General features: G+C 64.5%; 19 protein-coding genes. 7 read left to right on the top strand and 12 right to left on the bottom strand.

What is annotated here, in order from left to right; genetic code table 11:
* Positions 1 to 79: 79 nt before the first annotated feature.
* From H6718_31930 to lipB, 3 genes are all read right to left on the bottom strand, one after another.
* Positions 80 to 766, bottom strand: coding sequence for a hypothetical protein (locus H6718_31930; GenBank protein MCB9590068.1), 687 nt, complete (start codon positions 764 to 766; stop codon positions 80 to 82).
* 55 nt (positions 767 to 821) lie between these two features.
* The gene (locus H6718_31935) at positions 822 to 2060 is read right to left on the bottom strand and encodes a Na/Pi symporter (GenBank protein ID MCB9590069.1); all 1239 of its coding nucleotides are present in this window, start codon (positions 2058 to 2060) and stop codon (positions 822 to 824) included.
* 63 nt (positions 2061 to 2123) lie between these two features.
* On the bottom strand, positions 2124 to 2909 hold the full coding sequence (lipB, locus tag H6718_31940; protein MCB9590070.1) for a lipoyl(octanoyl) transferase LipB: 786 nt from the start codon (positions 2907 to 2909) through the stop codon (positions 2124 to 2126).
* Between the two features lie 132 nt (positions 2910 to 3041).
* Between lipB and H6718_31945 the strand changes: the two genes are divergently transcribed.
* Positions 3042 to 3635: a hypothetical protein gene (locus tag H6718_31945; GenBank protein MCB9590071.1), complete on the top strand. Its 594-nt coding sequence runs from the start codon at positions 3042 to 3044 to the stop codon at positions 3633 to 3635.
* Positions 3636 to 3641: 6 nt separating this feature from the next.
* Here the strand turns inward: H6718_31945 and H6718_31950 are convergent, their stop codons facing one another.
* On the bottom strand, positions 3642 to 5813 hold the full coding sequence (locus H6718_31950; GenBank protein MCB9590072.1) for a M23 family metallopeptidase: 2172 nt from the start codon (positions 5811 to 5813) through the stop codon (positions 3642 to 3644).
* Between the two features lie 134 nt (positions 5814 to 5947).
* Here H6718_31950 and H6718_31955 point away from each other — a divergent pair, with 134 nt between their 5' ends.
* Together H6718_31955 and H6718_31960 are read left to right on the top strand one after the other, a co-directional pair.
* Positions 5948 to 6670, top strand: a complete 723-nt coding sequence (locus H6718_31955; GenBank protein MCB9590073.1) for a tetratricopeptide repeat protein — start codon at positions 5948 to 5950, stop codon at positions 6668 to 6670.
* Positions 6667 to 7833: a DUF2062 domain-containing protein gene (locus tag H6718_31960; protein ID MCB9590074.1), complete on the top strand. Its 1167-nt coding sequence runs from the start codon at positions 6667 to 6669 to the stop codon at positions 7831 to 7833. The genes H6718_31955 and H6718_31960 overlap by 4 nt, the downstream gene beginning before the upstream one ends.
* On the opposite strand, the gene H6718_31965 is transcribed toward H6718_31960, so the two are convergent.
* On the bottom strand, positions 7801 to 8403 hold the full coding sequence (locus H6718_31965) for a hypothetical protein (protein MCB9590075.1): 603 nt from the start codon (positions 8401 to 8403) through the stop codon (positions 7801 to 7803). The genes H6718_31960 and H6718_31965 overlap by 33 nt on opposite strands.
* A gap of 74 nt (positions 8404 to 8477) precedes the next feature.
* Here H6718_31965 and H6718_31970 point away from each other — a divergent pair, with 74 nt between their 5' ends.
* Positions 8478 to 9713 (top strand): glycosyltransferase, encoded by a 1236-nt coding sequence (locus H6718_31970; GenBank protein MCB9590076.1) that lies wholly within the window; start codon positions 8478 to 8480, stop codon positions 9711 to 9713.
* Here H6718_31970 and H6718_31975 read toward each other — a convergent pair.
* Positions 9671 to 10924 (bottom strand): glycosyltransferase family 4 protein, encoded by a 1254-nt coding sequence (locus H6718_31975; GenBank protein MCB9590077.1) that lies wholly within the window; start codon positions 10922 to 10924, stop codon positions 9671 to 9673. The genes H6718_31970 and H6718_31975 overlap by 43 nt on opposite strands.
* Positions 10925 to 10978: 54 nt before the next feature.
* Between H6718_31975 and H6718_31980 the strand changes: the two genes are divergently transcribed.
* Positions 10979 to 12112 carry a radical SAM protein gene (locus H6718_31980; GenBank protein ID MCB9590078.1) on the top strand — a complete coding sequence of 378 codons (1134 nt, stop codon included), beginning with the start codon at positions 10979 to 10981 and terminating at the stop codon, positions 12110 to 12112.
* Here H6718_31980 and H6718_31985 read toward each other — a convergent pair.
* The 6 genes from H6718_31985 to H6718_32010 form a co-directional block, all read right to left on the bottom strand.
* Positions 12104 to 12973, bottom strand: coding sequence for a hypothetical protein (locus H6718_31985; protein MCB9590079.1), 870 nt, complete (start codon positions 12971 to 12973; stop codon positions 12104 to 12106). The genes H6718_31980 and H6718_31985 overlap by 9 nt on opposite strands.
* Positions 12974 to 12979: 6 nt before the next feature.
* Positions 12980 to 13312: a hypothetical protein gene (locus tag H6718_31990; GenBank protein MCB9590080.1), complete on the bottom strand. Its 333-nt coding sequence runs from the start codon at positions 13310 to 13312 to the stop codon at positions 12980 to 12982.
* Positions 13313 to 13330: 18 nt separating this feature from the next.
* A complete protein-coding gene (locus H6718_31995; protein MCB9590081.1) occupies positions 13331 to 14773 on the bottom strand; it encodes a hypothetical protein in 1443 nt (480 codons plus the stop codon).
* Between the two features lie 43 nt (positions 14774 to 14816).
* The gene (locus H6718_32000; GenBank protein ID MCB9590082.1) at positions 14817 to 15746 is read right to left on the bottom strand and encodes an SDR family NAD(P)-dependent oxidoreductase; all 930 of its coding nucleotides are present in this window, start codon (positions 15744 to 15746) and stop codon (positions 14817 to 14819) included.
* Between the two features lie 43 nt (positions 15747 to 15789).
* Entirely contained in the window at positions 15790 to 17388 is a 1599-nt protein-coding gene (locus H6718_32005) for a HAMP domain-containing histidine kinase (protein MCB9590083.1), read from the bottom strand.
* Positions 17389 to 17483: 95 nt separating this feature from the next.
* On the bottom strand, positions 17484 to 19073 hold the full coding sequence (locus H6718_32010) for a hypothetical protein (GenBank protein MCB9590084.1): 1590 nt from the start codon (positions 19071 to 19073) through the stop codon (positions 17484 to 17486).
* 442 nt (positions 19074 to 19515) lie between these two features.
* Here H6718_32010 and H6718_32015 point away from each other — a divergent pair, with 442 nt between their 5' ends.
* The gene (locus tag H6718_32015; protein MCB9590085.1) at positions 19516 to 21669 is read left to right on the top strand and encodes a hypothetical protein; all 2154 of its coding nucleotides are present in this window, start codon (positions 19516 to 19518) and stop codon (positions 21667 to 21669) included.
* Between the two features lie 43 nt (positions 21670 to 21712).
* A complete protein-coding gene (locus H6718_32020) occupies positions 21713 to 23893 on the top strand; it encodes a hypothetical protein (protein ID MCB9590086.1) in 2181 nt (726 codons plus the stop codon).
* Positions 23894 to 23940: the final 47 nt, after the last annotated feature.

Here is a 23940-nt window from a genome sequence, read left to right on the forward strand (position 1 = left end):
CGGGCGGCGCCCGCTTTCTGCAGCTGCGAGCCAGGCTGACGTATCCTCGAGGTAACGCTGGCCAAGCCAGCACGGAGCATCAGCGCTTGCTGGGCGCGACGTCCTCGTCGAAATAGTCAAGCTTGTGCAGTGGCATCAGCACGCTGCTCAGCACGTTCAGCAGGTGCATTTCCACCCGCTTGAAGAAGCGCGCTCCAAGGGTGAGCGCGATCGCGATGTTCGCTGGGTAGTCTCCAGCGGCGACACGCACCACCAGCTGATCGCAACGCTTCGCGATGCTTCTACCCTCGACGGTGAGATCCCTGGCGCGAGCATGATCGCTGTTCGCGTAGACAGGACCGACTTCGGTTGCGAGCGCCACCACGCTGCGCTTGATCTCGAGCAGCTCCTGGTAGTTTGAATCCTCAGGGAAATCATCCCGACGGAGCTCCGGCACCTCGATCAGGTTCTTCGCGTAGTCCCCAAGACGCTCGACGTCTTTCACCAGGCTCATCAAGAGCAGGCCGTAGGGCACGTCTGCTGCCCCCGCTCCGCTGAGGTGTGCAATCACGAGCTTGCGCACCTGGCGCTCGTATTGATTCACACGCACGTCCTGCTCGTAGAACCGCGTGCGTTCAGGAGGGGAGAGGGCAGGCCCGAAGAAATCCTCGCTCGCGCGCTCGACCATAGACAGCGCTAGCTCAAGCATGCGTGAGAAGTCTTCGGTGGCGGCCTCGAGCGCGCTCGGCCCACGAAACACATTCAACAGCTGCCTCAGCAAACTCACGACGAGTAGTCCCTTCTTCCATCGCTGATGCGCCCCATGCTTCGCACAGGTCGCCTCAGAAGCCCCTCGTGACCCAAATCAAGCCAGCCGGGAGGCCATAAAACAACACCACAACGTAGCCGAAAGCCAAGGCCCGGCTGCGCACTGCCAAATCTGCGAGCTTCTCCGCTGCACGCACCGGGATTTCGCGAGTGAAGCGCAACGGGTACACCATCAGGAGCCCGGTCAGGTTGAACAGCAGGTGCACCAGGGCGATTTGCACGCCGAGCTGAGCGGTCTCCGGAGGCAGCGCCATCGACGCGAGCAGCGCCGTGATGGTCGTCCCAATGTTCGCACCGAGCGTAACCGGAAACACTTGCCGCACGGTAACAATTCCAGCACCAGCCAAGGGCACCATGACGCTCGTCGTGATCGAGCTAGACTGCACCATGACGGTCACCAGCACGCCAACGATGATGCCCACGTACGCGTTGGTGTCGAGTGCCCGAGCCACGTATGTCTGTAGACGCGTCCCCGTGAGTGCGCGGAGGGTCTTCACCAGCAGGAACAGCGAAACGAAAATCAGGACCGCGCTGACGACGAGCAGCACCACCGCTGCGACCTTCTGGCTCGGGACGAGCGCGTCGATCGCCTTGTGCAGCGGTTCCAAGCCGTAGTGGACCGCCTGCTTGATGGGGTTCGGCGGTTTGGCACCGCCACCGCCGCCCACCAAGCCAACGAAGAGACCGCTCACCTTCGCGAGGTAGCCGGTGGCTAGCTCGAGGGGGAGCAGGACAGCCACCGCCAAGAAATTGAAGAAGTCGTGGCAGGTGGCAGCGGCGAAGGCGCGCCGAAACTCGTCCTTACGCCCGGCGTGCCCCAGGGAAACGAGCGTATTCGTCACCGTAGTGCCAATATTGGCTCCCATGATGATCGGGATCGCGTTGGCGAGGGGGAGTGGCGAGTTGGGCGCTGCAACCAGGGCCACCACCATCGAAGTAGTGACGCTCGAGCTCTGCACCAGAGTCGTCGCCAGGATGCCGATGGTCAGCGCAATGAAGGGGTTCGAGGTGGCGGAAAAAACCGAGTCCAGCGCGTGCTTGCCAAGGCCCTTGAAGCCATCGCTGAGGCCGCCGATGCCCACCAGAAACAGATAGAGCAAGACGAAGACGAGCAGCGCCCGCAGAAGGACCTCTTGGCGCGAGGTTGGCTTGCGCGGAGGCGGCGCGGCGCTCACTTCCCCGATCTCCGAGGCATGCTCCGGGGCGCGATCGGCGGGCTTCTCCGCTGCGCGTCTGCTCTCAGAGATCGCCATCAGGCGTGCTTCTGGCACTGACGTCGTGGAATGGGAAGGTGATTTTTTCGCCGCGCAAGCGCATCACGGGGCGTCGGTCAGCTCATCCAGGTGCTGCAATCCGAGCTCGCGGTGGAGCTCCGGGAGCGACAGGCTCGCTGCGTCCTCCCACGTCCCGCTGGCGTCGAGGCGTCCGCAAAGGCTCTCCAAGGCCTGCTTCGAGGCGCTGGCTGCGTCGACGCAGACGCCGGTCAGGCTCTCCACCGACGCGACACCGTACTTCGTGATTCCGCACGGCACAATCAGCTGAAACAGGCTAAGATCCGTGGTCAGGTTCAGCGCAAAGCCATGCATCGTAACCCAGCGCGAGACCCGCACACCGATGGCGCCGATCTTCAGCAGGCGGCGCGCCTCCTCGGGGCCGGGCCAGCGGGCAGGCGCGGCGGCATCCACCCATAGCCCAATGAACTCGGGAGCGTTGGGGATCGCTCCGGCGCCTATTCCGTGGGCCGCGACCAAGTCGCCCATGGTCTTCGTCAAATCGCCGACGTAACGCCGGATATCTTGGCGATCTGGAGCCAGGCTGATGATCGGATAGCCGACGAGTTGGCCCGGAGCATGGAGCGTGACGTCACCCCCACGGCCAACCTCGAAGAGTTCGATGCCCCGCTCTGTGAGCAGCGACTTCGAGAGCAAGACGTGTTCGAGTTTGGCGCCGCGTCCCAAAGTGATAACCGGCTCGTGCTCAAGCAGCAGGACGGTGTCTCCGATCAGCTGCTGCTGACGGGCAGCCAGGAGTTGTTGTTGGAGCTCGTGTACAGCGCCGTAAGTGCGTCGCCCAAGCCACACGCCGCGGAGGGTTCGAGTCACCCTTGGTAGCTAGCCCTCCACCCGGCGGCTGCCAAGGGGAAGCAGCGATCCCACGGTCCCCGGATGAAATCGCGGGACGTGCGACCGAATTGTGTGCCCAAGAGGCGTTCGGCTGCGGCTAAGATCCCGTGGGTGAGCCCGAGCCAGAGTTCGAGTTCTTGGGCGCTCCATGGGCGCGCTCAAGCATCAACCCTCCGTGTCCGCGAAGCGTTCGTCAAGGAGCGCTACGGGGACGCCGGCCACGCGCGTTTGCTCGAGCACGCGAGCGAGCGTCTGCGGCAAGTGCTCACGGTCGCCGATCCGTCTGATGGCTGGGTCAGCTTCGATCACTTCATCGAGCTATGCGTGCTGATCGATCGCTTGTTCGGTCGTGGAGACCACGGGCTGATCCTACAGATGGGGCGCTACTCCGCCGAGCACACCTCGGGCGTGTGGAAGTCGATGTTCCAGCGAGGGATGGATGTGACCCAGTTCCTGGAGATCGCCTCCGGGCTTTGGCACCGCCACTACGACTCCGGGCGCGTGTTGGGTAAGAGCTCGCGCGAAAACGAAGCGGAGCTAACCATCGAAGAGATGCCGCTCCCCCATCGCGCCCATTGCCTGAGCGTGAAAGGCTGGCTCGAAGGCGTGTTCAGCTTCAGCGAGAATACTCGCGTGGAAATCTTGGAATTGAGCTGTCGCGCTTCGGGAAACCCTGGGTGCCGCATGCGCCTCACCTGGCGCTGAGCCCCACTACTCGACTTCGCCGTCGTCGGTGGCGGGCTGGGCCTTGAGCAAATCCTCGTCGCTCATGTTCACCGCCTTACTCAGGTCGACGCCCCGCTGACCTCCGGACGCCGCGGGCGCGGCGGTCGGCTTGATCATCACGTCAGACTCTGGCAGCCCCGATGAACCACTCCCGTCGTCACCGGGATCATCGCTTTCGTCGGCGCCTTCACTGGTCGCGGCGGCGGCGGGAGCTTCAGCTTCCGGCTCCGCGAGCGCGGCGGGCAGCTTGATCTCGGCGAAGAGCGCGTCGTACGGCTTCTTGAACTGTTCGAACTCACCGCGCTCACCGCTTGGGAGCACGTGCAGCGCGTCGAACTTGAGCGTCTTCATCGCGTCGACGAACTTGCCGTTGTGCTTGCAGATGAAGTGCAAGTGAGGCCCCGTCGCGCTACCCGTCGAGCCGACGTAGCCGATGACCTGCTCTCGCTCCACACGATCCCCAACCTTGAGTCCTTGAGCGAAGCGCGACATGTGCGCGTAGCCCGTCTCGTAGTCGTTGTCGTGCTTGATCATCACCAGGTTGCCGGCGCGACCCGCAACACCAATGAACTTCACGGTGCCATATGAGCTGGCGCGGATCGGCGTGCCCGTCCCCGCCCCGAAGTCTGTTCCGGTGTGCGGCATGCGCTTCTTGAGCACCGGATGTAGGCGATTGGGGTTGAAGTTCGACGTGACTGGTGCGCCGGGGATCGGGCGCCGCCAGAACCCCTCGCCCGGGGAGCGCCCCTTCTCGTCGAAGTAGCCCTTGGAGCGGCTACCGCGGAAGTAGTAGATGCGGACCGCCTTGTCAGGATTTCCTTGAGGAATATATTCGAGCGCTTCAACCCCCGCATAGCGCGCGAACTCACCGAGCACGGTGACCTCTTGGGCGACCACCTTCAACACGTCGCCCTTGTTGAACTGCTCGATGGACATTTGCCCCTTGAGCGCCTTGGACACCACGCTTGCGAGGCCCGCTTCGAGCCCAGCGTTCTTCGCGTCCTCATCGAGCCCAGCCCCGCTGATGCGGATCGCTCCCTTCACCTGGGCGCGATCCACCTTGAGATCGAGCTTGCTGCCACGCAGCAGACCAGCGCTGTCTTCCTTCGCCTGGTAGACCTCTTCTTTGCTGACCTCGTACTCGAAGGCTTTGAGCCGGTTGCTGCCGCGCTCCACCAGGGCAATGAAGCGGTCGCTGCGATCGCACTTCTCGAGGTCGCGCAGATCTTTGAGCGCGGTGAGCGCGCGGTACGCCTGAGCCTTCTCGAGGCCTGCGTCCTGGATCGCCTTGAGAAAAGGATCGCGGCCAATTTCGCCATCGATCACCTTCATCCCCGGCTTGTCCTTGTCATCGGCGATGCGCCAGGGCCCAGGCAGCTTCACCCGCTTCGGTCGCTCGGGCTCGGCCTCTTGAGCAGCGACCGCCTCAGGCCCGGCGTCCAGCAGCGCTGCTGCCGGCTCGACGTCGCTCGGGAACTTGCGTGGCGCGACGTGGATCAAGACGAAGATCAGCGCGGCTACGATGGCAACGCCGAACCCTGTGGCGAACACCGCGAGCCAGGTCGGGGACACACCGGGCTTGGAGCGAACGATCGCCGGCAAGGAGCGGCTGCTCGGTCCATCCACCCCAATTTCATCGAGCTCGCGCTCCAGCGGGTTGGTCGGGGGCGAGAAGTCGCGCCCAATTTCGTCTAGGCCGCCGTCTTGAGACTCTAGCTCGAGCTGGCGCGCGCGGTCCGGATCCGCTTCGCGCACCTTGGCGAGCAGCAGCTCTCGCATGGCACCACCGCGAGCAACGGGGGTTGGCGTGGGCTCTGGGATGTCCGCGTCCAGCTCGCCCAGCGACTCCTCGTTTCCGTGAGGTTCTTCCTCACCCCCGAAATCCGGAGCGGCGGGTGCGGCCACTTCAACGACGTCTGTGGGCACCGAGCGGGGCGCCGGCGGCAAGTCGATGGGTGGCAGCGACACCTGACGGGTCTCGGCGGGCGGACCATCGGAGACGCGACTCGGCGAGGCTTGCGTCGACTCCGACGCGCGCGAAGCGGGCGCCGCGTCGGCTTCGGCAGCCGAAAAGACTGGTTCTGTCTCGCCGGGGTCGCCCACCAGCGGGTCGACGACACGGCCGACTAGTCGAGGTCCACCTGGCTGCGACGACACGGCTGGCGACTTAGCAGCGGCTCTGAACCGGAGCAAGCGAGCACGCGCTACAAACACTGAACTTGCGTCAAGCACTCGAGGCGGATGGCCAGCGCGATTGTTTAAGGGTCAAGTTTGGTCGACACTGATCTTCTATGGACGACCATCTCAAGCAGATCCTCCTGCTCGGGCGTGAGCACTACGCCAACCGCGAGTACGACCAGGCGGAGTACTTGCTCAAGCAGGTGGCAGAGCAGGCCCACGCCTTCGCGGACGTCCACAACATGCTGGGAGTCATTGCTCACAGCCGCGGCCATTTCAGTGAGGCAGAACGCCAGTTCGAGACCGCGGTGTCGATCAACCCTCGCTACACCGAAGCCCAGCTCAACCTGATGGTCACCTACAACGACCTCGGGAAATACGACAAGGCGCGGGGGATCTACGGCAGCGTGCGCACGCGTGACGTGAGCGGCCGAGCCCAGCCCGACTCATTCGTACGTGGAAAAATCGCGAACATGCACGCCGACGTGAGCCAGGCCTACCTCGACGCCGGCATGCCCGAAGAGGCCACCCTGGAGCTCGAGCGCGCCGTGGCGCTGTGTCCTCGCTTCGCGGATCTGCGGACGCGCCTCGGAGTGCTGTATCGCGACGCCACGAAGACCGACCGCGCGCGGGAAGAATTCGAGGCCGCGCTCCAAGCGAACCCAAGCTACCACCAGGCGCGGCTGATGCTCGCGGTGCTCATGCTCACGACGGGTGAAGAGACTCAAGCCATCGCAGAGCTCGACAAGGTGCTGGCCGCCGACCCGGAAAACAAGTCAGCTCAAATGTACCTGCGCATCGCCAAGGGCTACAGCGCGCGCGACTCCAAAGCTTGAGTCCTCCGTCAGCCGCCCCTAAATCCGCGCGGAATAGCGGCCTGCGAGTTGGCGCCAAGCGCCTCTATCGGCGCCTGCGCGGCGGCACGCTGACGCCTGCGCGCGCCGCTCTGTCCGTCGGGGTTGGTGTGTTCATCGGTTGCCTGCCGCTGTACGGGCTGCATCTGCCGCTATGTGCGCTGGTTTGCTTGCCCCTGCGCCTCGACCTCGTGACGTGTTACCTCGCGGCAAACATCTCGAACCCGTTCTTCGCACCCTTCCTCCTGATCGCGGAGGTGGAGCTAGGGAGCCGCTTGCTACATGGCGCAGCGGCGGAGCTGGATCGAACGCGCCCGCTAGCGGAGATCGCCGCCCGCTTCGCTTCGGAGCTGGCTGTTGGCGCGCCGCTCGTAGGGCTCGGTCTCGCACTGGTGTTCGCTGCTATCGCCTTCAAGCTGGTGGAGCGGCAGCGCTCCCACGGTCCCGAGCTCGATGCAGCCATTCAACGCACTGTTGCGCGCTACGCTTCCGCTCTCCCCAAACATCGCTACTACGTGCGCGGCAAGCTGCGCTTCGATCCACTCACGGCTCAGGCACAAGCGCTGAAGGAGCTTGGGCACCTCGTGGATCTAGGTTGCGGTCGCGGACAGTTTGCGCTGCTCTTGCTGGAGCTGGGAGTTGCCGAGCGGGTCACGGGCTACGACTTCGACGCCGAGAAGATCGAAGTCGCGAAGCGGGCCGCAGCAGGCGCGCCGAACGTCCAGTTCTCCGTCGCTGACCTCGCCGCTCCGCCGCCGCTCAGCGGGGACAGCTTCCTCGTGCTCGACGTCTTGCACTACTTGCCTGAGGACGCGCAGCAGCGCCTCCTCGAACGCATCACGCGGGCGCTGCCAGCGGGCGGTCAACTGATGATCCGCGAGGCATCACCAGCGGCTCGGCCAAGCTCCGCGCTGACGCGCTTTGCGGAACGCATGGGGCGAACCCTGCGCATGAATCGCGCAGACGAGTTCCGCTTCGTTGATCCAGCCGAGCTTCGTGAACGCCTCGAGGCGCTGGGGCTCAGCTGCGAGCTGACAGATGCCTCCGAGGGCACGCCACTCGACAACTACCTCATTGTTGCCTCACGGATATGTTCGTCCCACGCAACAGAGTCAGAGCCCGCTCTTCTGCACGAAGAAGGCTAGCGCCGCGCGCAGCTCGGGGTCGAGCTTCTCGAAGCCGAGCACGCTGGCCGCTTTGGGGGACAGACCTTCGACGCGGAACACTTCCTCGCCGCTCTCCTTCTTCGCTTCGACCCGCGAGTCTTTTTGCTTCACGGAAACGACGGGCGTGTCGCTCGCGTCGCTGACCTTGTAGCCGTAGTCCTTGGGCTTCGCGATGTAGAGGCGGCCACCGCCGGCGTCTTCTAGCTCGAGCTTGCCATCTGACTTGAACTTCAACTTGTGGGTGACCGTTTCCCCGTCAGCTCCACGCAGTTTGATGCGGTCCGCCTCCCTGGTGAACTTGGCGATACGTGCGCCGCCCTTCTTCACCTCGAGGTTGGTGCCCACTTGAGTGAACTCGAGGGCAACCCCACTGACGCTCGCGCTACCGGTAGTCTGGATGGTGATGTCGAGCCCACCAGACACGCTGATGGGGCCACTCGGCACCGCGGTCGTCTGAGGTGCGTTACCGTTCGACTCGCTCTTCTTGCAGGCGAGCAGCGCGATACCGAGCACAACCAAGAGCAGCGTAGTCCGGAGCCAGCGTGACATCCCACGCATCATCACGAGGAGTCTCGTATCTTTCAATAGCCGCGTGGTTTGGGGGTGAGTAGCCTCGCTTCGCCATGACGCGCGCTTCCAAGGTGGTGTTCTTTGCTCCTCATGCTCCGGGAGAACATGGGGGCGTCGCCAATGCCACCTGGCGGATCGCGCAACAAGCGGCGGCGCGCGGCGAGGAAGTGCACCTCGTGTGTTGGTCGAAGCACGCGCCGCCCGGGGGCTGCGTCACCCGTGAGAGGCACGGCCGCGGCGAAGCGCTGGACAGCAGCGAGGAACCGAGCAGCGAGGATCAAGGACGCAGCGAAAAGCAGTGCGTGTTCGAGCATCATGTCGGGCGCCAGGGAGATCTGGAACGCGACCTGATGGCACTGGTCGAGCATGGCAGTAGCGTGCTCCAGCGCAGCGACGCGGATCTGGTCCACGCGATCTATGGGAGCGATGCGGGCTACGCTGGAGTGCTCGCAGCACAGCTAGCAGGGGTCGCCTCCTTACTCAGCCTGCGCGGTAATGACGTCGACCGGGGTCTCTTCCGCACGGATCAATTTCATCTACTCAAACACGCCGTGGAGAACGCCACGCTGGTCAGCGGCGTCTCACGGGAGATTTGCATGAAGGCCGGGCGCGCGTTCAACCGCTCGGTGAATCACGTCACGAACTCCGTCGACGCACGGGTGTTCAAGCCCGAAGAGCCTGACAACAGCCTGCGCGCGGCCCTCGACCTGGAGCCAGGGGCGAAGGTGCTCGGGTTCGTAGGTGAGCTGCGAGAGAAGAAGGGCATGCGCTTCTTGCTGCCCGCCTTCGCCGAGCTGAGTCGAGGGGCGCCGCTGCATCTGCTGCTGATCGGCGGTGTGCGGCGCGATGCCCAGCGGGCCTACGCCGCATTCGAAGCCACCGCTCCCGACGCTGCCGCGCGCATCAAGCTGCTCGAGTACTCGGGGAGTCCAAAGCGCCTGTGTCGCCTGCTCGCGCTGTGCGACTTGGTGGTCTTTCCGTCGCTCTTCGAGGGCACGCCCAACGCGGCCTTGGAGGCGATGGCCGCCGCGCGTCCCGTACTCGCAACCCGAGTGGGTGGGCACATCGACATCATCGAGCACGGCGTCACCGGCGCACTGCTCGACACTCATGATCTGGACCAGTTGCCCGACGCGATGCAGGAGTGCCTCGAGAGCGCCGAGCGTCTGACCTGGGGCAAGCGGGCGCGCAACTACGTGCTCCAGGCACACGCGCCTAGCCTGGAGAGCGAAACCTACGAACGACTCTACGCAGAGGCCCGGGCCGCCAAGCTCAGCCCGCTGACGTAGAAGTCAACCAGCGCGCTGCGACGCAGCTCCCAGCTAGCCTTCTCCTCGATGTATTGCCGCGCGGCATTACCGAGCGCCGCCCGGCGCGGGTCGTCCGCCAGCAACTCGAGCAGCGCGTCGGCAAGCGCCTTGGGCCGCGGCGACTCGATCAGCTCTCCGGTGACCCCAGGCTCGATGATCTCGCGCATGCACGGGAGATCCGTCGAAACCACCGGGCGGCCACAGCTCATGTACTCAAACACCTTGATTGGACTGCAACCCTGATGCTTGTTGCGCACGTCACGCCGCAGAGGGGCCAAGCACACATGGGACGCCTGGATCAACCCGGGTAGTTCACCCGCCGGGTAAGCACCGAGCAACGAGACGCTGCCATCCAGCTTGAGGCGGTGGACACTGCGCTCGATCTGTTTGCGCCACTTGCGACGCATCGGGCCGACGATGGAGAGCTCTACCGGTAGCTCTCGCGCGAGACGGCGGGTGGCCATCAAGAGCTCCAGCGTGCCCTGCCACGCTTGAGTCGCACCCACGTAGAGCAGCCGTGCGGGGCTGCCAACGCTGGGCGACGCAAGCGCCCGCGAACCGGGACAGAACAGCTCCGGGTCCGCCGCGTTTGGGATCACTCTACGAGGCGTTGCTTGCGGCAAGCCGCGGCTCTGCATGAACCCGAGGGTCGTCTGACTCTGGGTGAGCGCCCAATCGGCGCCCTGGAGGATCCCTGACTCCAGCGACCTCAGCTTACCCTGCATGCTCTGCGAGCTCGCCAGGGCCTTGTAGTGATACCCAAGCTCGATGGAGGGTAAGCCGTTGAGCTCGAACAAGGTCGGGACACGACGACGCTGGCCGTAGGCCAGCGCTGCCTCTCCCTCGAATACCCCACGGAAATGCACGACGTCCGGTCGAATCGCCACCAGCTCTCGAAGCACACGGTCGCGAAACGCGAGGGCGCGGGCGAGCAGGTTGTCTTCGAGCAGGTTCACCGGATGCAACACGACGCCTGGCGGTGGTGCGCCCGCGCCCGGTTTTGGTGCCAGAGTGACCAGGTGCACCTCTGCACCGGCGTCGCTGAGCGCCCGAGTCATTTGCCGGATGCGCGTGCCAGAGCCCTTCGAGTTGGGGAAGCCTTCGAAGGCGACGTAAGCCACTCGCAGCCCGGCGAGGCGCGCCTCCCCCCCAACAAAAGCTGCGCTGGAATCCGCTGCGACGTGCGCCACGGGCGAATGCTACACTGATTTCGCGCGTCCGCTGACGCACGATGAGGGCAGGCCATGTACGACGTCCAGCAGCTGATCCACGAGCCAGAGCTCTGGGGCCCGCTCGAGAAGAGCGTGCGCGACCTCACACCTCCCGCCTACCTGCGCGCGGTGAAGATCAAGCTGACTGCCCGCTGTAACCTCAAGTGCGTGATGTGTCGCTACGGGCGCGGCTGGGCGCCGCCGGAGTTGCCCGGTGAGCGCTTCATCCAAGTGCTGCAAGAGATGGCAGACCTCGGCTGCCGCAAGGTGCACTTCTCGGGTGGCGAGGTGCTGTCGCGAAAAGACTTCGAGCGCATCGCCGGTGCTGCGGCGGACGCTGGTATCAAGGTGACGCTCACGAGCAACCTGACGTTACTCACGAAAGACCGCGCAAAGAGCCTGCTCAGTCATCGCATCAGCAGCATCAGTACATCCCTCGACGGCGCGAGCCCCAAGATCCACGAGAGCGTGCGTGGCGTGCCTGGGAGCTTCAAAAAGACCCTGCGCGGCATCGAGTACATCGCACGCTACGCCAAGAAGCGTCCACCCAAGCTGCGCGTGAACTTCGTGATGCTGCGCCAGAACTTCCGCGACTACCCGGCGTTGATTCGCTTGGTCGCCGAACGCGGCGCGATCGACTTGGTCCCGATGCCCGTCGACAGCAAGCGTAGCGAGCTCCGTCTGAGCAAGCGACTCATCCGGGAGTACAACAGCGAGATTGCCCCCGAGGTAGAGGAGCTACGGCGTCACTACGAATTTCCGCTCGGCAACGACTACGTGTATCCCTTCGGGCGGGAGAAACACGAACTCGACGCCTCCGCGGAAGGCGACTACGCGCTCTCCTACTACCGGCAGCACCAATGCCTCGCGCCCTGGCTGCACCTATTCGTAGCGTGGGACGGTAAGGTCTACTTGTGCTGTATGACCAACGGACGCATCGAGCCTTTGGGGGATCTCGCGACCCAGAGCGTGCGAGAGGTGTGGCACGGAGAAGCATTTCAGCGCATGCGAGAGCAAATGCGCGCCGAGCGCATCCCAAGCTGCCACGCTTGCGATATGTACCTGGTGGAGAACCGCGAGTTGAATAGCGCTCTTGGCGAGATCTCGATCCCTACAGCAACAGCCGGTTCCAGTACGACGCGACGTTTGCCGTTGATTTCAGCCTAGCTGCTTGGCGTATTCGAGCAGCCGCGCTGCAAGCTCTGCATGCTCGATCACTCCGCCAGCTGGCCGCGGCCCGGCGCTCTCAAGGGTCCGTAGCCGGCGCTCGAGCGCTTGCGGACTGTAAACGCTCGCCCCCAAATGCTCAGCACGGCGTGCTTGGTCATCGATGGGGCGCTCGGTGGGCAACGCCACGTGCCATATCCCTAAGGCCGCCAGCTCGTAGCTCAGATTGTAACCCGCCCGACCAATCACGATTGGAGCGCAGAAGCCCTGCGCCAGCTCGCCGGTTTCTGCCACGACGTAGGCAAGCCCAGCGCGTTCGAGCACCCCAATCACGCGTTTCCGCGCGATATCGTCCGCCAACGCGACCTGAACCACGGGTTTGGGGGTGAGGTCCACCTGCGTGAGCCGCCGCGCAACAGGACCGCAACGCAAAGCAGGGCCGCGCAACCACTCGAGGTTGGGTTCGATGTCTACGACTCCCCGCAGGCCGAGCTCTGCCCAGCCAGTTCTACTGGTCAGCGCCGGCAGCGGGTTGCGCACCAGGCGAGTCATGAGGATGCGCGGCACCGGCAGCACAACGTTGAGCTCACCAAGAACACCGCACGGAAACGTATCGAGCAGCAGCAGATCGCAGCCGGCTAGCTCCCGCGCGACTCGTTCAGCCAGCTTTTGCGGCGTGGGATGCTCCCCGCGCTTCAGGCCAATCACATCCGGGAACAACTGGAGCGCCGCATGCATCGCGTGGTCCGCACACAACACGCGCGCTCGTGCTCCCTGGGCGCTCAGTGCTCGCGCAATCGAGGCGCCGCGCACCGCGTGGCCTAAGCCGCCGCCCAGAGCGTAGATCAGCCAGCGCGCCACCCGGGCTCAGCTGCCGGCCCAGTCGTCAGGGACATCACCGCCGAAATCCGTGTCCCCATCGTCGAAGAGCGCGTAGTCCTCGTCTCCGTATGGATCATTCAAGAACGATCCCTCACGGAAATACCAAAAGAAGTACGGATCGTCGCGCAAGTAAGCGTAGCTGTGCTTGCGGTAAGGGTTCTTCAGCTCGCTACGCAGGCAGGTAACACACACGATGTTGTGTCCCTGCCAGCGTGCGTGACGGGAGCACACCGGCTTTTGGCACATCGTGCAGGTGCCTGAAGGCGGCTCCTGGCAGCGATGCTTGAAAAGGATGCCTGCGGTTTCTCGACAACGCACTCGCTCTTCCGCTCCCGCTCAGCTTGCGTGCTGCACGCTTGCAACGCTCTTGTAGGAATTGACGATCGCCGCCAGCGCCTTGGGGCTGGTGACCTCACCCTGCTCCAGATTTTGAGCGAACCAGCCGCCGCGACCGCGCACTCGGGTGGTGGCAGCCGCCTGGTACTGGAACACCGCGTAGCGCGGGCGGACGATCACCCGCTTGAGGAGCAGCCCATTGAAGCGCTCGCTCTTCCACTGACGGTTCATCACGCTCGGCCCAAACGATTTGCCGCTGGGCGCGTTGATCTTCACGTTGATGCGCTCGATGACGCGATCCTTCATCTTGGTGTACTTGCGCTTCTGTGCGGTCTTGCGCTTGGCTTGCTGGATCACATCGAGGGTCACCCCCGTGCCATCCACCAGGGCGAAGCGCATGTTGAGCCACCAGTGCTGGTAGCTGGCCGCCGTCGTCTTGGACTCGAACATGCCGGTCCCGGCTTCCGTGTACTGGCTCGGCTGAATGTTGGAGTACGCGCCAAAATCAGCCCCGACGTGCACCGGGCGATTCGCTCGAATTTCGCCGCGCAAGCCGCTCAACACCCCCGCGATGACCTCGAGCTTGCGATCCTCGACGTCCTGTTTGCTCGACGAGCCGACGGCTCGATAGATGAACAAGCCAATCCCAATGATCAGGATTGGGATCCCGATCAAGAGCCACGCGGTAAAGACGCCGACGAAGAAGCAGATCAGTCCCCAAGTCTTGAGCTTCTGGTTCTTCGCCTCGGCTGACTTGTCCTGAGCGAACAGGTGGCTGACCTTGGCCAACATGTGATCGACGGGGAGATCGTCGTTGAGCTGGATCGGCGTGTGCTTCGGCTCCGCGTCGTGGGTAACGGGAAAAGTTGGCAACGGACCGATTTGCACTGGCGGCAAGTTCATCGCCGCTTGCTGGCCTGCGTGGCCCGCGACGGCGGTCATTCCCGCGGCGCCAGCAACGGCCACCCCTGCCGCATAGCCCACCGCTTGCGCCGAACCTCCATGAGCGGGGTTCGCCTGGCCCGTGACAGGAGCTCCGTATTGCGCCTGCGCAGCTTGTTGCCCGTAGGCGCCAGGCTGCTGCGCCTGCAGGTACTCCTGCCCCGCGTGCTGAGGCTGGCCCGGATGCACTTGCGCCGGAGGGTAGCCTTGCGCCGGAGGGTAGCCTTGCGCCGGAGGGTAGCCCTGCGCTGGTGCATAGCCCTGTGCCGCGGGCTGCACTGGCACCGCAGGTTGGGCTTGAGCTGGAGGATAGGGCTGAGCCCCAGGATACGCCTGCTGAGCTTGCGGCGGGACCGCAGCTTGTGGCGCTGGCTGAGCCGGCGGCGCGACGGCAGCTTGCGGCGCGGAAACACCAGCTTCCGGCTGAGCCTGCATGACCTGCGTGCCTTTCGGTCCTCGGCCTTGCGTCACCTCGATGCCATCCCCTCTGCCAAAGCTCACTCAGTATCAACCAAGCGCCACGCGCTCGCTAGAGACTTGTGGTTCAGCCGAACGAGTAGCTCACGCCTGTGAGGCGCTCGGATAGTTCCCACAACCCGCGCATCGCGTTGGGGTCTTGAGACTCTGTGTTGCCCCGCGTCTTTTTCGGCTTTCCCCAGAATTCTGCCGGCCCACGCGGTCCAGCGTAGTCGCCGTTCTCGATGTCATCACCGCAGGCAGCGTAGAGCGTTGGCAATGCCCCGGATGCGGCGGACTGCGCGAAGAGCACGTTGCCCACATCAGTCAGTCGCTTGAACAGCGTTGAACCTTCCATATTCGGACCGACCGCTTGCAGGTTGGTCGAGGCGTAGCCCGGGTGGCAGGCAACACTGAGCGCGGAAACAGCGTGAGCCTCGAAGCGCTTGGCGAGCTCCTGCATGAACAGCAGGTTCGCCAGCTTGCTTTGGCCGTAGGCTGCCCACTTGTCGTAGCTCCGCGCCCCATGAATGTCGTCCAGGTTGAGGATGCCAATGCGGTGCGCTTGGCTGCTCACCGTCACGACTCGGGGCCGCTTGCCGGCCGCAGCCGCCTCCAGGATGCGCGGCAGCAGGCGACCCGTCAGCGCAAAGTGCCCCAAGTGGTTGGTGCCGATCTGCATCTCGAAACCGTCTTCGGTTTCGCGACGCGGGATGGCCATCACGCCCGCGTTGTTGATCAGCAAATCCAGCGGCCCGCTCACCTCTCCAGCGAAGCGCTCGATGGAGGCAAGACTCGCGAGGTCAAGCTGCATCATTTCCGCCTGACAATTGGGAACGTCCCGCTCTAGCCCTTTCAGGGCTGACTCTGCCTTGCTAGGCGTCCTACAAGCGAGGATGACGTGGGCTCCGTGCCGCAGCAGCTCTCGGGTCGCCTCCAGTCCGATGCCGCTGTTGGCACCCGTGACGATTGCCTTCACCCCGGACAGATCACCAATCCGCTTCGCACTCCAGGCCATACCTCGCTGTACACCGCCTACCAGCGGCGTTGAAGGGACGCGCTCAAACAGCCGGCGCGCCAGAGGCCACGGCGGCAGAGCGCGAAGGTCGCTGGAGCCTCGGTATGGTGAAGACGAAGGTACTGCCCCGGGGCTGATTGGGTTCGACCCACGCGCGGCCTCCGTGGGCTTCTGCGATGTGCTTCACCAGGGCGAGCCCAATGCCGCTCCCTCGCACCTTCTGCTCCTGCGCGCCACGTCCCCGTTCGAAGCGCTCGAAGATGCGCTTCTTGTCTTCAAGTGGGATCCCGGGCCCGCAGTCGCTAACCCGCACCTCGGTGTAGCCCGTGACCTGGCGCACCTCGACGCGCACGAGTTCACCGGACTTCGCGTACTTGAGGGCGTTGTCGACCAAGTTGATCACCGCAACCTCGAGCGCCCCCTCATCGCGCAACGCGACGTCGCTTCCTCCAGGAATCACTAGATCGAGCTTCACCTGCTCACGATCCGCACGCATGCGACAGGCTTCCACAGCCCGGGCGACAACCTCTCCCACGCCGCCCTCAGTCATGTCGTAGGCAACTTTCCCACGTTCGACCCGGGCAAAGTCGAGCACGTTCTCTATCAACTGTCCTAGGCGCTCGCTCTCGTCGACGATGATCTGCAGGTACTGGTCGCGCTTCTCCGGGCTTTCGACACGGCCGCTCTGAAGCAGCTCACCAAACATCCGCACCAAAGAGAGCGGCGTTTTGAGTTCGTGGGAGACGTTGGCGACGAACTCGCTCTTCAGCTGACTGAGGCGCCGTTCGCGCGCAGCGGCGACCAACACCACGATGATGCCGGCGATGACGACTATTCCGCTCAAGCCAACCAGCACCATCTCCAAGACGCGACGTCGAGCTACGTTTTCCGCGAGTTCTTCGGCGGATGTCAGCGTCACGTTGACCCGCCACTTGTAGAGTGTGGTCGCAAACGGGCGCCCGACGGTGAACTCACCGCCGGAGAGGGGCGGCCCGTAGACGATGCGACCCTCTGCGTCCACGACGTTGATACGGCTCTGGTCCCCCCGCTCAGAATAAACGCGTGGAAATATTTCGTGAACGATGCGGGGCACGTCGTGCCAGGCGACGATGAGGTAGTCGTTGCCGTCGTGGCGCCTTTGCCAGTAGCTGACGAGGTAGTTCACCCCGGCGTACGACTTGTGTAGGTGGCGCAGACCGCGCTTGGGCTCCTCATCGAGCACCATGTCGTTCAACATGCGCTGCGTCAGTAGGCGACGAAACGTCTCGTCTTCAGGTCCCGGCGCGCGCGAAGCGAACGCCACGACGTCCCGTAGGGGTCGCCGTAGGTGCACGACCAACACGGCGCGAACGGTGGGTGTCTGCCTCGCCGCGCCCTTCAGCCAACGCTGGGTCAGGGTACTGAAGTCCCCGATGTTGACGTCGCTGGCAACCGCGTCGTCCTGCTCGACAATCAGCTTGTCGAGGCGATCCGCCTTTTCGTTGGCGAGGGACAGCGTGGCCTCGACGACCGACTGCTCACGCAGCTTCTCTAGCTGGAATGAGGTACGAAACGTCACCGTCGCGAGCACACCAACTGCAAGCACCACCAAGGGCACCAGCAGGAAGGTGAGCAATCGAGTTCGGCGTGATCCGTCAGCCACGGGCACTAGCAGGGTGTTGATTTTTTCAGCGAATCACAGATTCGCCTCACTAGCAGCGTGTTGAAAAACACCCTGCCAGGCAACAACAACCGTGTTCAGCGCTTGCCGAGCACCACCTCGGCGTCCAGCACGATCGGGCGCTGAGCCAGGAACTCCGCGAACTGCTCGCAGATGTAATCGAGGGCGTTCGCCTCGTTCTCGAAGAAGTCGCCCCCACCAGAGGGGTTGCTCAGCTCGACGACACCGAGGTAGCGCCCGCCCTGACGAACCGGCCCAAGCATCACCGCCTCTGGCGTGAGTCCGAGGAGCTGCCAGTGTTCGCCGAGTCCGGGAATGCGATCCTTTGAGAAGCGCAGGGCACGGGGGGCGCGGAGCACGTCACGGAAGAGCTCATCAGAATCCGGAGTCGCGTGCATGAGCACCTTGTCCGCACTCTGACCTCGGGCGCGCACGACAATGAAGCGCCGTGTGTTGATATCAAACACGTGGAGCACGGTCGCTTCGGCAGGCAGTGTCTTGCTCAGAACGTCCAGCATGAACTCCGCACCCGCCACGACGTCGGGCATGAAGTGCAGCTCGTGCATGGTCTCGAAGAGCTCGCTGATCAGATCGTCCTTACCCTCACGACGACGCAGCGCGATCTTCTGAGAGGGCGTATCCGGGTGAGTCGTGGTGCTCTCGCCACGCTTCTTCTTCTTCTTCTTGTCGCCCCGCGACGAAGGCGCCGGCTCGTCGTTCGGAGCGGCCTCCTTGGCGGCGGTTGCCGGCTTCGCCACTGGCTCCGCAGCAGGCGGAGCGCTTGGCGCAGGCGGTGGCTCGGATGAAACCACCGGCTCTTCGGTGATTTCGAAACCATCCCTGGCTTCCACTGCGCCGTGGGCTTCCTCGGCTTTCAGCGCTGAGGCGACCGCCGGGTCGCTCATGGAGACTGGCGCGGCGTCGATGCCCGGCCCGCTGTAGGGAGGCAAGGACTCCGGTGCCGCGTCGCTCGGCGGCGCCTGGCTGACCGGCGCCGCGTCAGTTCCGCGAGGGAACGCAAGTATCGGCTCGCCTCGCCAGTCCTTCCAGGCGAGGGTGACGAGGGGCTTGTTCGCTGGTCGCTTCTCAAAGACGTGGTCGAAGACGGCGAGCTGGATGAACTTGCCGGGGGCACGTCCCTCGAGGGTTGTTTGAACCTCGCGGAAACGTTCGAGGATGAGTTCCTCGGCTGCCGCGCGCGTGGTCCCGGGCTTCACGGCGTAGGCGAACTCTCGATAGCTGATCGGCGTACGGTCGGAAGGGTCTTCGGAGCGCTTCCGCACCACGTGGTAGTCGAGGGAGGACTTCGCCGGAGTAGCGCTAGCAGGCGCCTTCTCCGTGGCTGGGGTTGTCTGAGACTTGCTGGGGTGAACCGGCTGAATCTTGGGGCCGGCGGTCGCCTCAGCAGCGGGACTCGAGTTGCCGTTGAGTGGTGTGAGCTCCGCGTCGTCGGGCGCCTTGGCCACCGTGTAGCGAGTCTTGGTCGCCGGATCGACGGCACGATAGCCATTGTCGAGTAGCTCGATCGCGAACTTGGACAGCGGACCGATGTCCCCGAGGGACTTCCGTGTCTCCTGCAGCGCGGCTTGCCACTGCTTGGCCTCGACACAGTACCGACTTGATTTACTGACATCGCCCGTCGGCGAGACCTCTACGAACCAACGCATTGAATGTTCTCAGCTCGCGCCGCTCGGGCGCGAAAGACTCTCCGCTTCGACCAAGGCGCAACTCCCCAGGCCGGAGTGGCGGCCGTAGTAGAGCGCCTAGCCAGCGCCGTAGCAAGCCCCATCCACGAAGCGAAAGCGTCACGTTGCTCGCCATCGGTCGAACTGCGGAGATGCGACGAATTGCCTTCCAACGGCTGTTCGCACTGGATTGTTTCAGGGCAAGTCGCTTCAGACGCGGGCCCGAAAAGAAGCGCCTTTGCCATCCCGCCGCCTGTTCAGTGGCAGGGGACAGAGCCGCGAGGTCGTCCCAATTCGTCGAGTTGCCCCACCCGTGTTACACCGCGCCCCCCTGGCTCAGCCTGTCACGCCAGGACGAACGTAGACCATGAACTGGTGGGAACGCCTCAGCCTGATACGCAAAGATCTGTTCGTGACCGGGCTGATGCGGGAAACCGGCGCCAGAGTCGCTCCAAGCAGCAAGTTGCAGCGCTTGGAGTTCTGGCTCTACGCAGCCTTTGCGGCTGGCTGCATCTGGTTCGTGGCTAGCCTCTTCTACGGCGCGCTGCGACTGCAGATCGGCTACGCCCAGAGCTACTCGAGCGGGGAGCTTCTCACGCCTACCGGAGTTTGGTCGGCTCCGCTGGATGATGTCTTCATCCATTTCGACTTCGCTCGCTCGACCGCGCGCGGCTATCCATTTCAATGGTCGGAGGGCAACGGCTACTCCAGCGGCGGGACGAGCCTGCTGTACCCGTTCGTGCTCGCGTTCGGCTACTGGATCGGTTTCCGCTCGCTGAACCTGATGGTTTGGGCAGCGGTGGTCGCTTGCATCAGCACGCTCGGCTTCCTGCTCGGGGCGCGCAGGTTGTTCAGCGGACTGCCGCGTTGGACAGCGTGGCTCGCTCCACCGGCTCTGTTGTGCGTCGGCGCGCTCGACTGGTCGCTCTTCAGCGGAATGGAGGTCGCGCTCTTCTTGGGCCTGTGGGGCGCAGCGCTCGTCGCCTGGGATGACATCGTCCGGCAGCCAGAGCTTTTCCCCGCGGCAACAAAGGTGTGGCCCGCCGCCGCGCGCCTCGGTGTCTCTTGCGCGCTGCTCGTGGCCACGCGGCCTGAATCCGCGCCGATCGTCGCGCTGTTTGGCTGCAGCGCTGCGTACAACGTGTTGAAGCGTCAGGGGAGCAGGGGCGGGGTGGCGACGTTACTGTGGAGCGGAGTGCCCGCGTTCGCCGTGCTCGTCGCCCACGCCGTCGCAAACAAGCTCCTCACCGGAGACAGCACCGCCGCCGGTGCGCTCGTGAAGGTCGAGATGTATCACCCTCACCTCAGCCGCGAGCAGGTGTGGGATGCCTGGGTGTTCAACCTGAAGTACCAGGTGCTCCGCATCACCCACTACCACCTGTCGGAGCAGGTCGGGTGGGGTTGGATCTTGTGGGGGTTAGGTGCGCTTGCTCTGGTGCCTCGTAGGACTCGCAAGTATGCGCTCCTGCTTTGGCTCAGCGCGACGAGCTGGGTGCTCGTTGTAGCGCTCAACGGGCAGGTTCGCTGGCAAAACGAGCGCTACACGATGCCCGCCCTGGCCTGGCTCTTGATGTTGGCAGCGCTCGGCCTCGGCGGCTTGCTTTCGATCCGCCCAGCGCGCGCCAGCCGAGGGGTGCGGCTCCACCTGCTCCAGGCGGCGTTCGCTATCCTCGCGGCAACGCTCTTCGTCGTGAACCAGTTGCCGCGCTTTCGCGAGCAGGTGTGGTTCTTTGCGCGGGCCTCGCGCAACATCCGTGATCAGCACCTAACCGCAGGCACGCTGCTCAAGCAGCTTCAGCCCAAGCGCGTCCTCGTCGGCGACGCCGGCGCGCTCACCTATCGCTCGGACATCCCGGGACTCGATATCATCGGCCTGGGCGGCTACCACGCGCTGCCGTTTGCCCGCGCAAGCCAGTGGGGCGTGCCCGCCGCGCTCGAGCTGATCGAGCGGATGCCGGCCAGCGACCGGCCGGAGGCGATGGCCATCTATCCGAGCTGGTGGGGCACACTCCCGCTGTGGTTCGGCGACGCCCTGGCCCACATCCCGGTGCGCGGGAACGTGATTTGTGGCGGAGCCGACAAGGTGATCTATCGCGCCAACTGGCAGAGCTTCCAAGGCAGCGGGCTGCCTTTCAAGCTCGCTGCGGACGAGACCGTGAGTGATGAGCTAGACCTCGCGGACCTGGTAAACGAGAAGCAGCATGGCTTCGCGGTGCAGGGCGCGCTCGGCTTCGTCACGATGAAGCTGTTGCCCAACCCAAACGAAACCGACCGTGACCTCTGGGATGCCGGGCGCATCGTACCCCAAGGTTCTGAGACCTCGTTCGTCTTCAACGGAGACAACGCGCGCCCCGGCAGGCTGGTCGTTCGGGCCGCTCAAGCCACCCGCTCCGTGCTAGAGGTTTTCGCGAACGGCGTATCCCTAGGGCAACTGACGCTCGAGCCTAGCGACGGCTGGCGGGAGTTCAGCCTCGATGTCCCCACCGGGTCGCTGGGCCCCAATACTGGCTTTCGACTGAAGCAACTCGAAGGGGAGCGCATCCTTTACCACGTCTGGTTAGTGCAACGGCGTCAGTAGATCGAGGGCTCAACCCGCTGCGATCTTCAGCTACTCTCGCGCCGTGGCCCAGCACGCGCTCAGTACGCCGTTCGGGACTTTCGGCGCTCCGCCGGATGTCGTCGCATGGGTTGCGCTGGCAGTTGGCCTCCTGGCAACGCTCGCCCTGCGCAAGCAGGTGTGCACCCGCGCAGAGGATCTAGCACGACGAAACCCCAGGGCATGCGTCACGCTGCTTGCGCTCATGGCGCTCGGGCTGTCCGCTGGCTACGTCGGCTACTACCTGCGCGGCGGCCCTCGCATCATCGACGCGACGAGCTACTGGCTGGAGTCAAGGAGCTTCGTAGCTGGGGCCTTCGACTTCGCGGTGCCCGGCAGCGAGGCGAGCTTTTCCGGCCGCTTTCTCGTGCCGACGACGCCGCTGCGCCTCGCGGCTATTTTTCCACCCGGTTATCCTGCAGCGCTAGCCATCTATCAAGCCATCGGCATACCGATGTGGCTAGGACCGAGCCTCGCCGCTTGCATCGTAGCGCTCACCTACGGCTGCGCGCGCAGATTATTCCCCACGGATACCAACATCGCGACCTGGGCGGCTCTTTTGTCGGTGTTGTCGGCAGCCCTTCGCTACCACACGGCCGATACGATGAGCCACGGCTTCTGCGCCGTCCTGTGGCTCGCTCTCGTGTATTGTACGCTCAACGCTTGGGCTGCCTCCACGCGGCGCGCGGCTATGGGTTGGCTTGGAGGCGCTGGTCTCTGCTTGGGCTGGCTGCTGGCGACTCGGCCGTTCACGGCGCTTGCGGCAGCGCTCAGCCTGTGGCTGCTGCGCCGCGCCTGGGTGGCGTCGAGGGAGCGCCCCGTGGAGGCAGCTCGCGGCGCGATGCGAACGTGGCCGCTGTGGCTCGGCGTCGGGGCCTTGCCAGGAGTTGGATTCTGGCTCTGGCACCAGGCGGCGACGTCTGGGTCGCTCTTCGGCTCTTCGCAGCTGGTCTACTATGCGCTGTCCGATGGCCCCCCAGGCTGCTTTGGCTACGGCCTTGGAGCGCGGGGTTGCTTGTACGAGCACGGTGACTTCGTGCGGAATCAACTGCCACACGGCTTTGGCGTTTGGCAGCTGTTGGCGACGACCGGCAGGCGCCTCAAGGCGCACCTGGTCGACGCCGGGAACCTCGAGTTGTTCACCTTGGCGGTGCCCTGGCTCGTGTGGCGCGGGCGCCGCTCGGCAACGACTCATTTCCTCGCGGGAACGATCCTGCTACAGGTCATCGTGTACGCGCCGTTCTACTTTGACGGCAACTATCCTGGCGGAGGCGCGCGCTTCTATGTCGATGCGTTGCCCTTCGAACAGTTGCTGCTGGCGGCGGGTATCGCGAGCTGGCGCCTCAGGGGTTGGGTGCCCAGCGCTGCACTGCTCGGCTTTGCGCTTCACACCGCGTACGACCATCGCGCGCTGATGCTACGAGAAGGCGGGCGACCCATGTTCCCCGCGGAGTCAGAGCTCGCCGAGCGGCTCCAGGCGGCGCCGCTCGCCGACTCCCAGCGTGCGCGGGTGTTCTTCGTGGATACCGACCACGGATTCAACCTGGGCCTAGACCCCAGCGCGCTCGCGGCGTGGAGAGCTGGAGCGAAGGACGCGCGCTTCGTGGCGCGGCGCACCTACGACTCCCGCGAGCCATTGCTGCTCAAGTCGCTGGACGCCCAGGCTTGGTTCTACGACTTTAATCCGCACGGCAACATTCCAGCGACCTGGAGCGCCTGGTCCCCTCCCCCCCAAACCCGCGAGTTCCAAGCAGGACATGTACGGCTGGAGACGGAGTTCGACTGGCCGCCCCGCGAAGTTCTGGGAGGGTGGGTGCACCCCGAGTGGCCGCCCGGCGACTGCGTGAGCTTGCGGCAAGGGCTGCGATTTCGCGCGGCGTCGTCACCAGCGCCCGTGACCTTGCAGGGGCAAGACGCGACCCGGGCAGCGCTCGAGCTGGTGGCTGGCGCGCCCGGAGCGTACCGGCTGGTGACCCACTGGGCGCGCATGCAAGGCTCGTTACCAGGTCACGTTCGGCTGCGAGTTGCTGACTCCGAGGTGACCGCTCCACTCGCTTTCTCGGCGGGTCAGTGCGGGAACGTCGTGCTGCCGAAACTGGAATTGCCAGCCGCCAGCAGTCCCGGAGCGCTCCCTCGAAGTGCGCTCCAAGTCACCGTAACTCAAGCGGATTTCGTGCTAGACTGGGTCGAGTTGGAGGCTTTGTAGGAGCAGCGCCGCAAGAACCCCCCAAGGTGGCAAAACACGTGCGGGTT

The organism is Polyangiaceae bacterium (assembly GCA_020633205.1).
GTDB lineage: Bacteria > Myxococcota_A > Polyangia > Polyangiales > Polyangiaceae > JAHBVY01.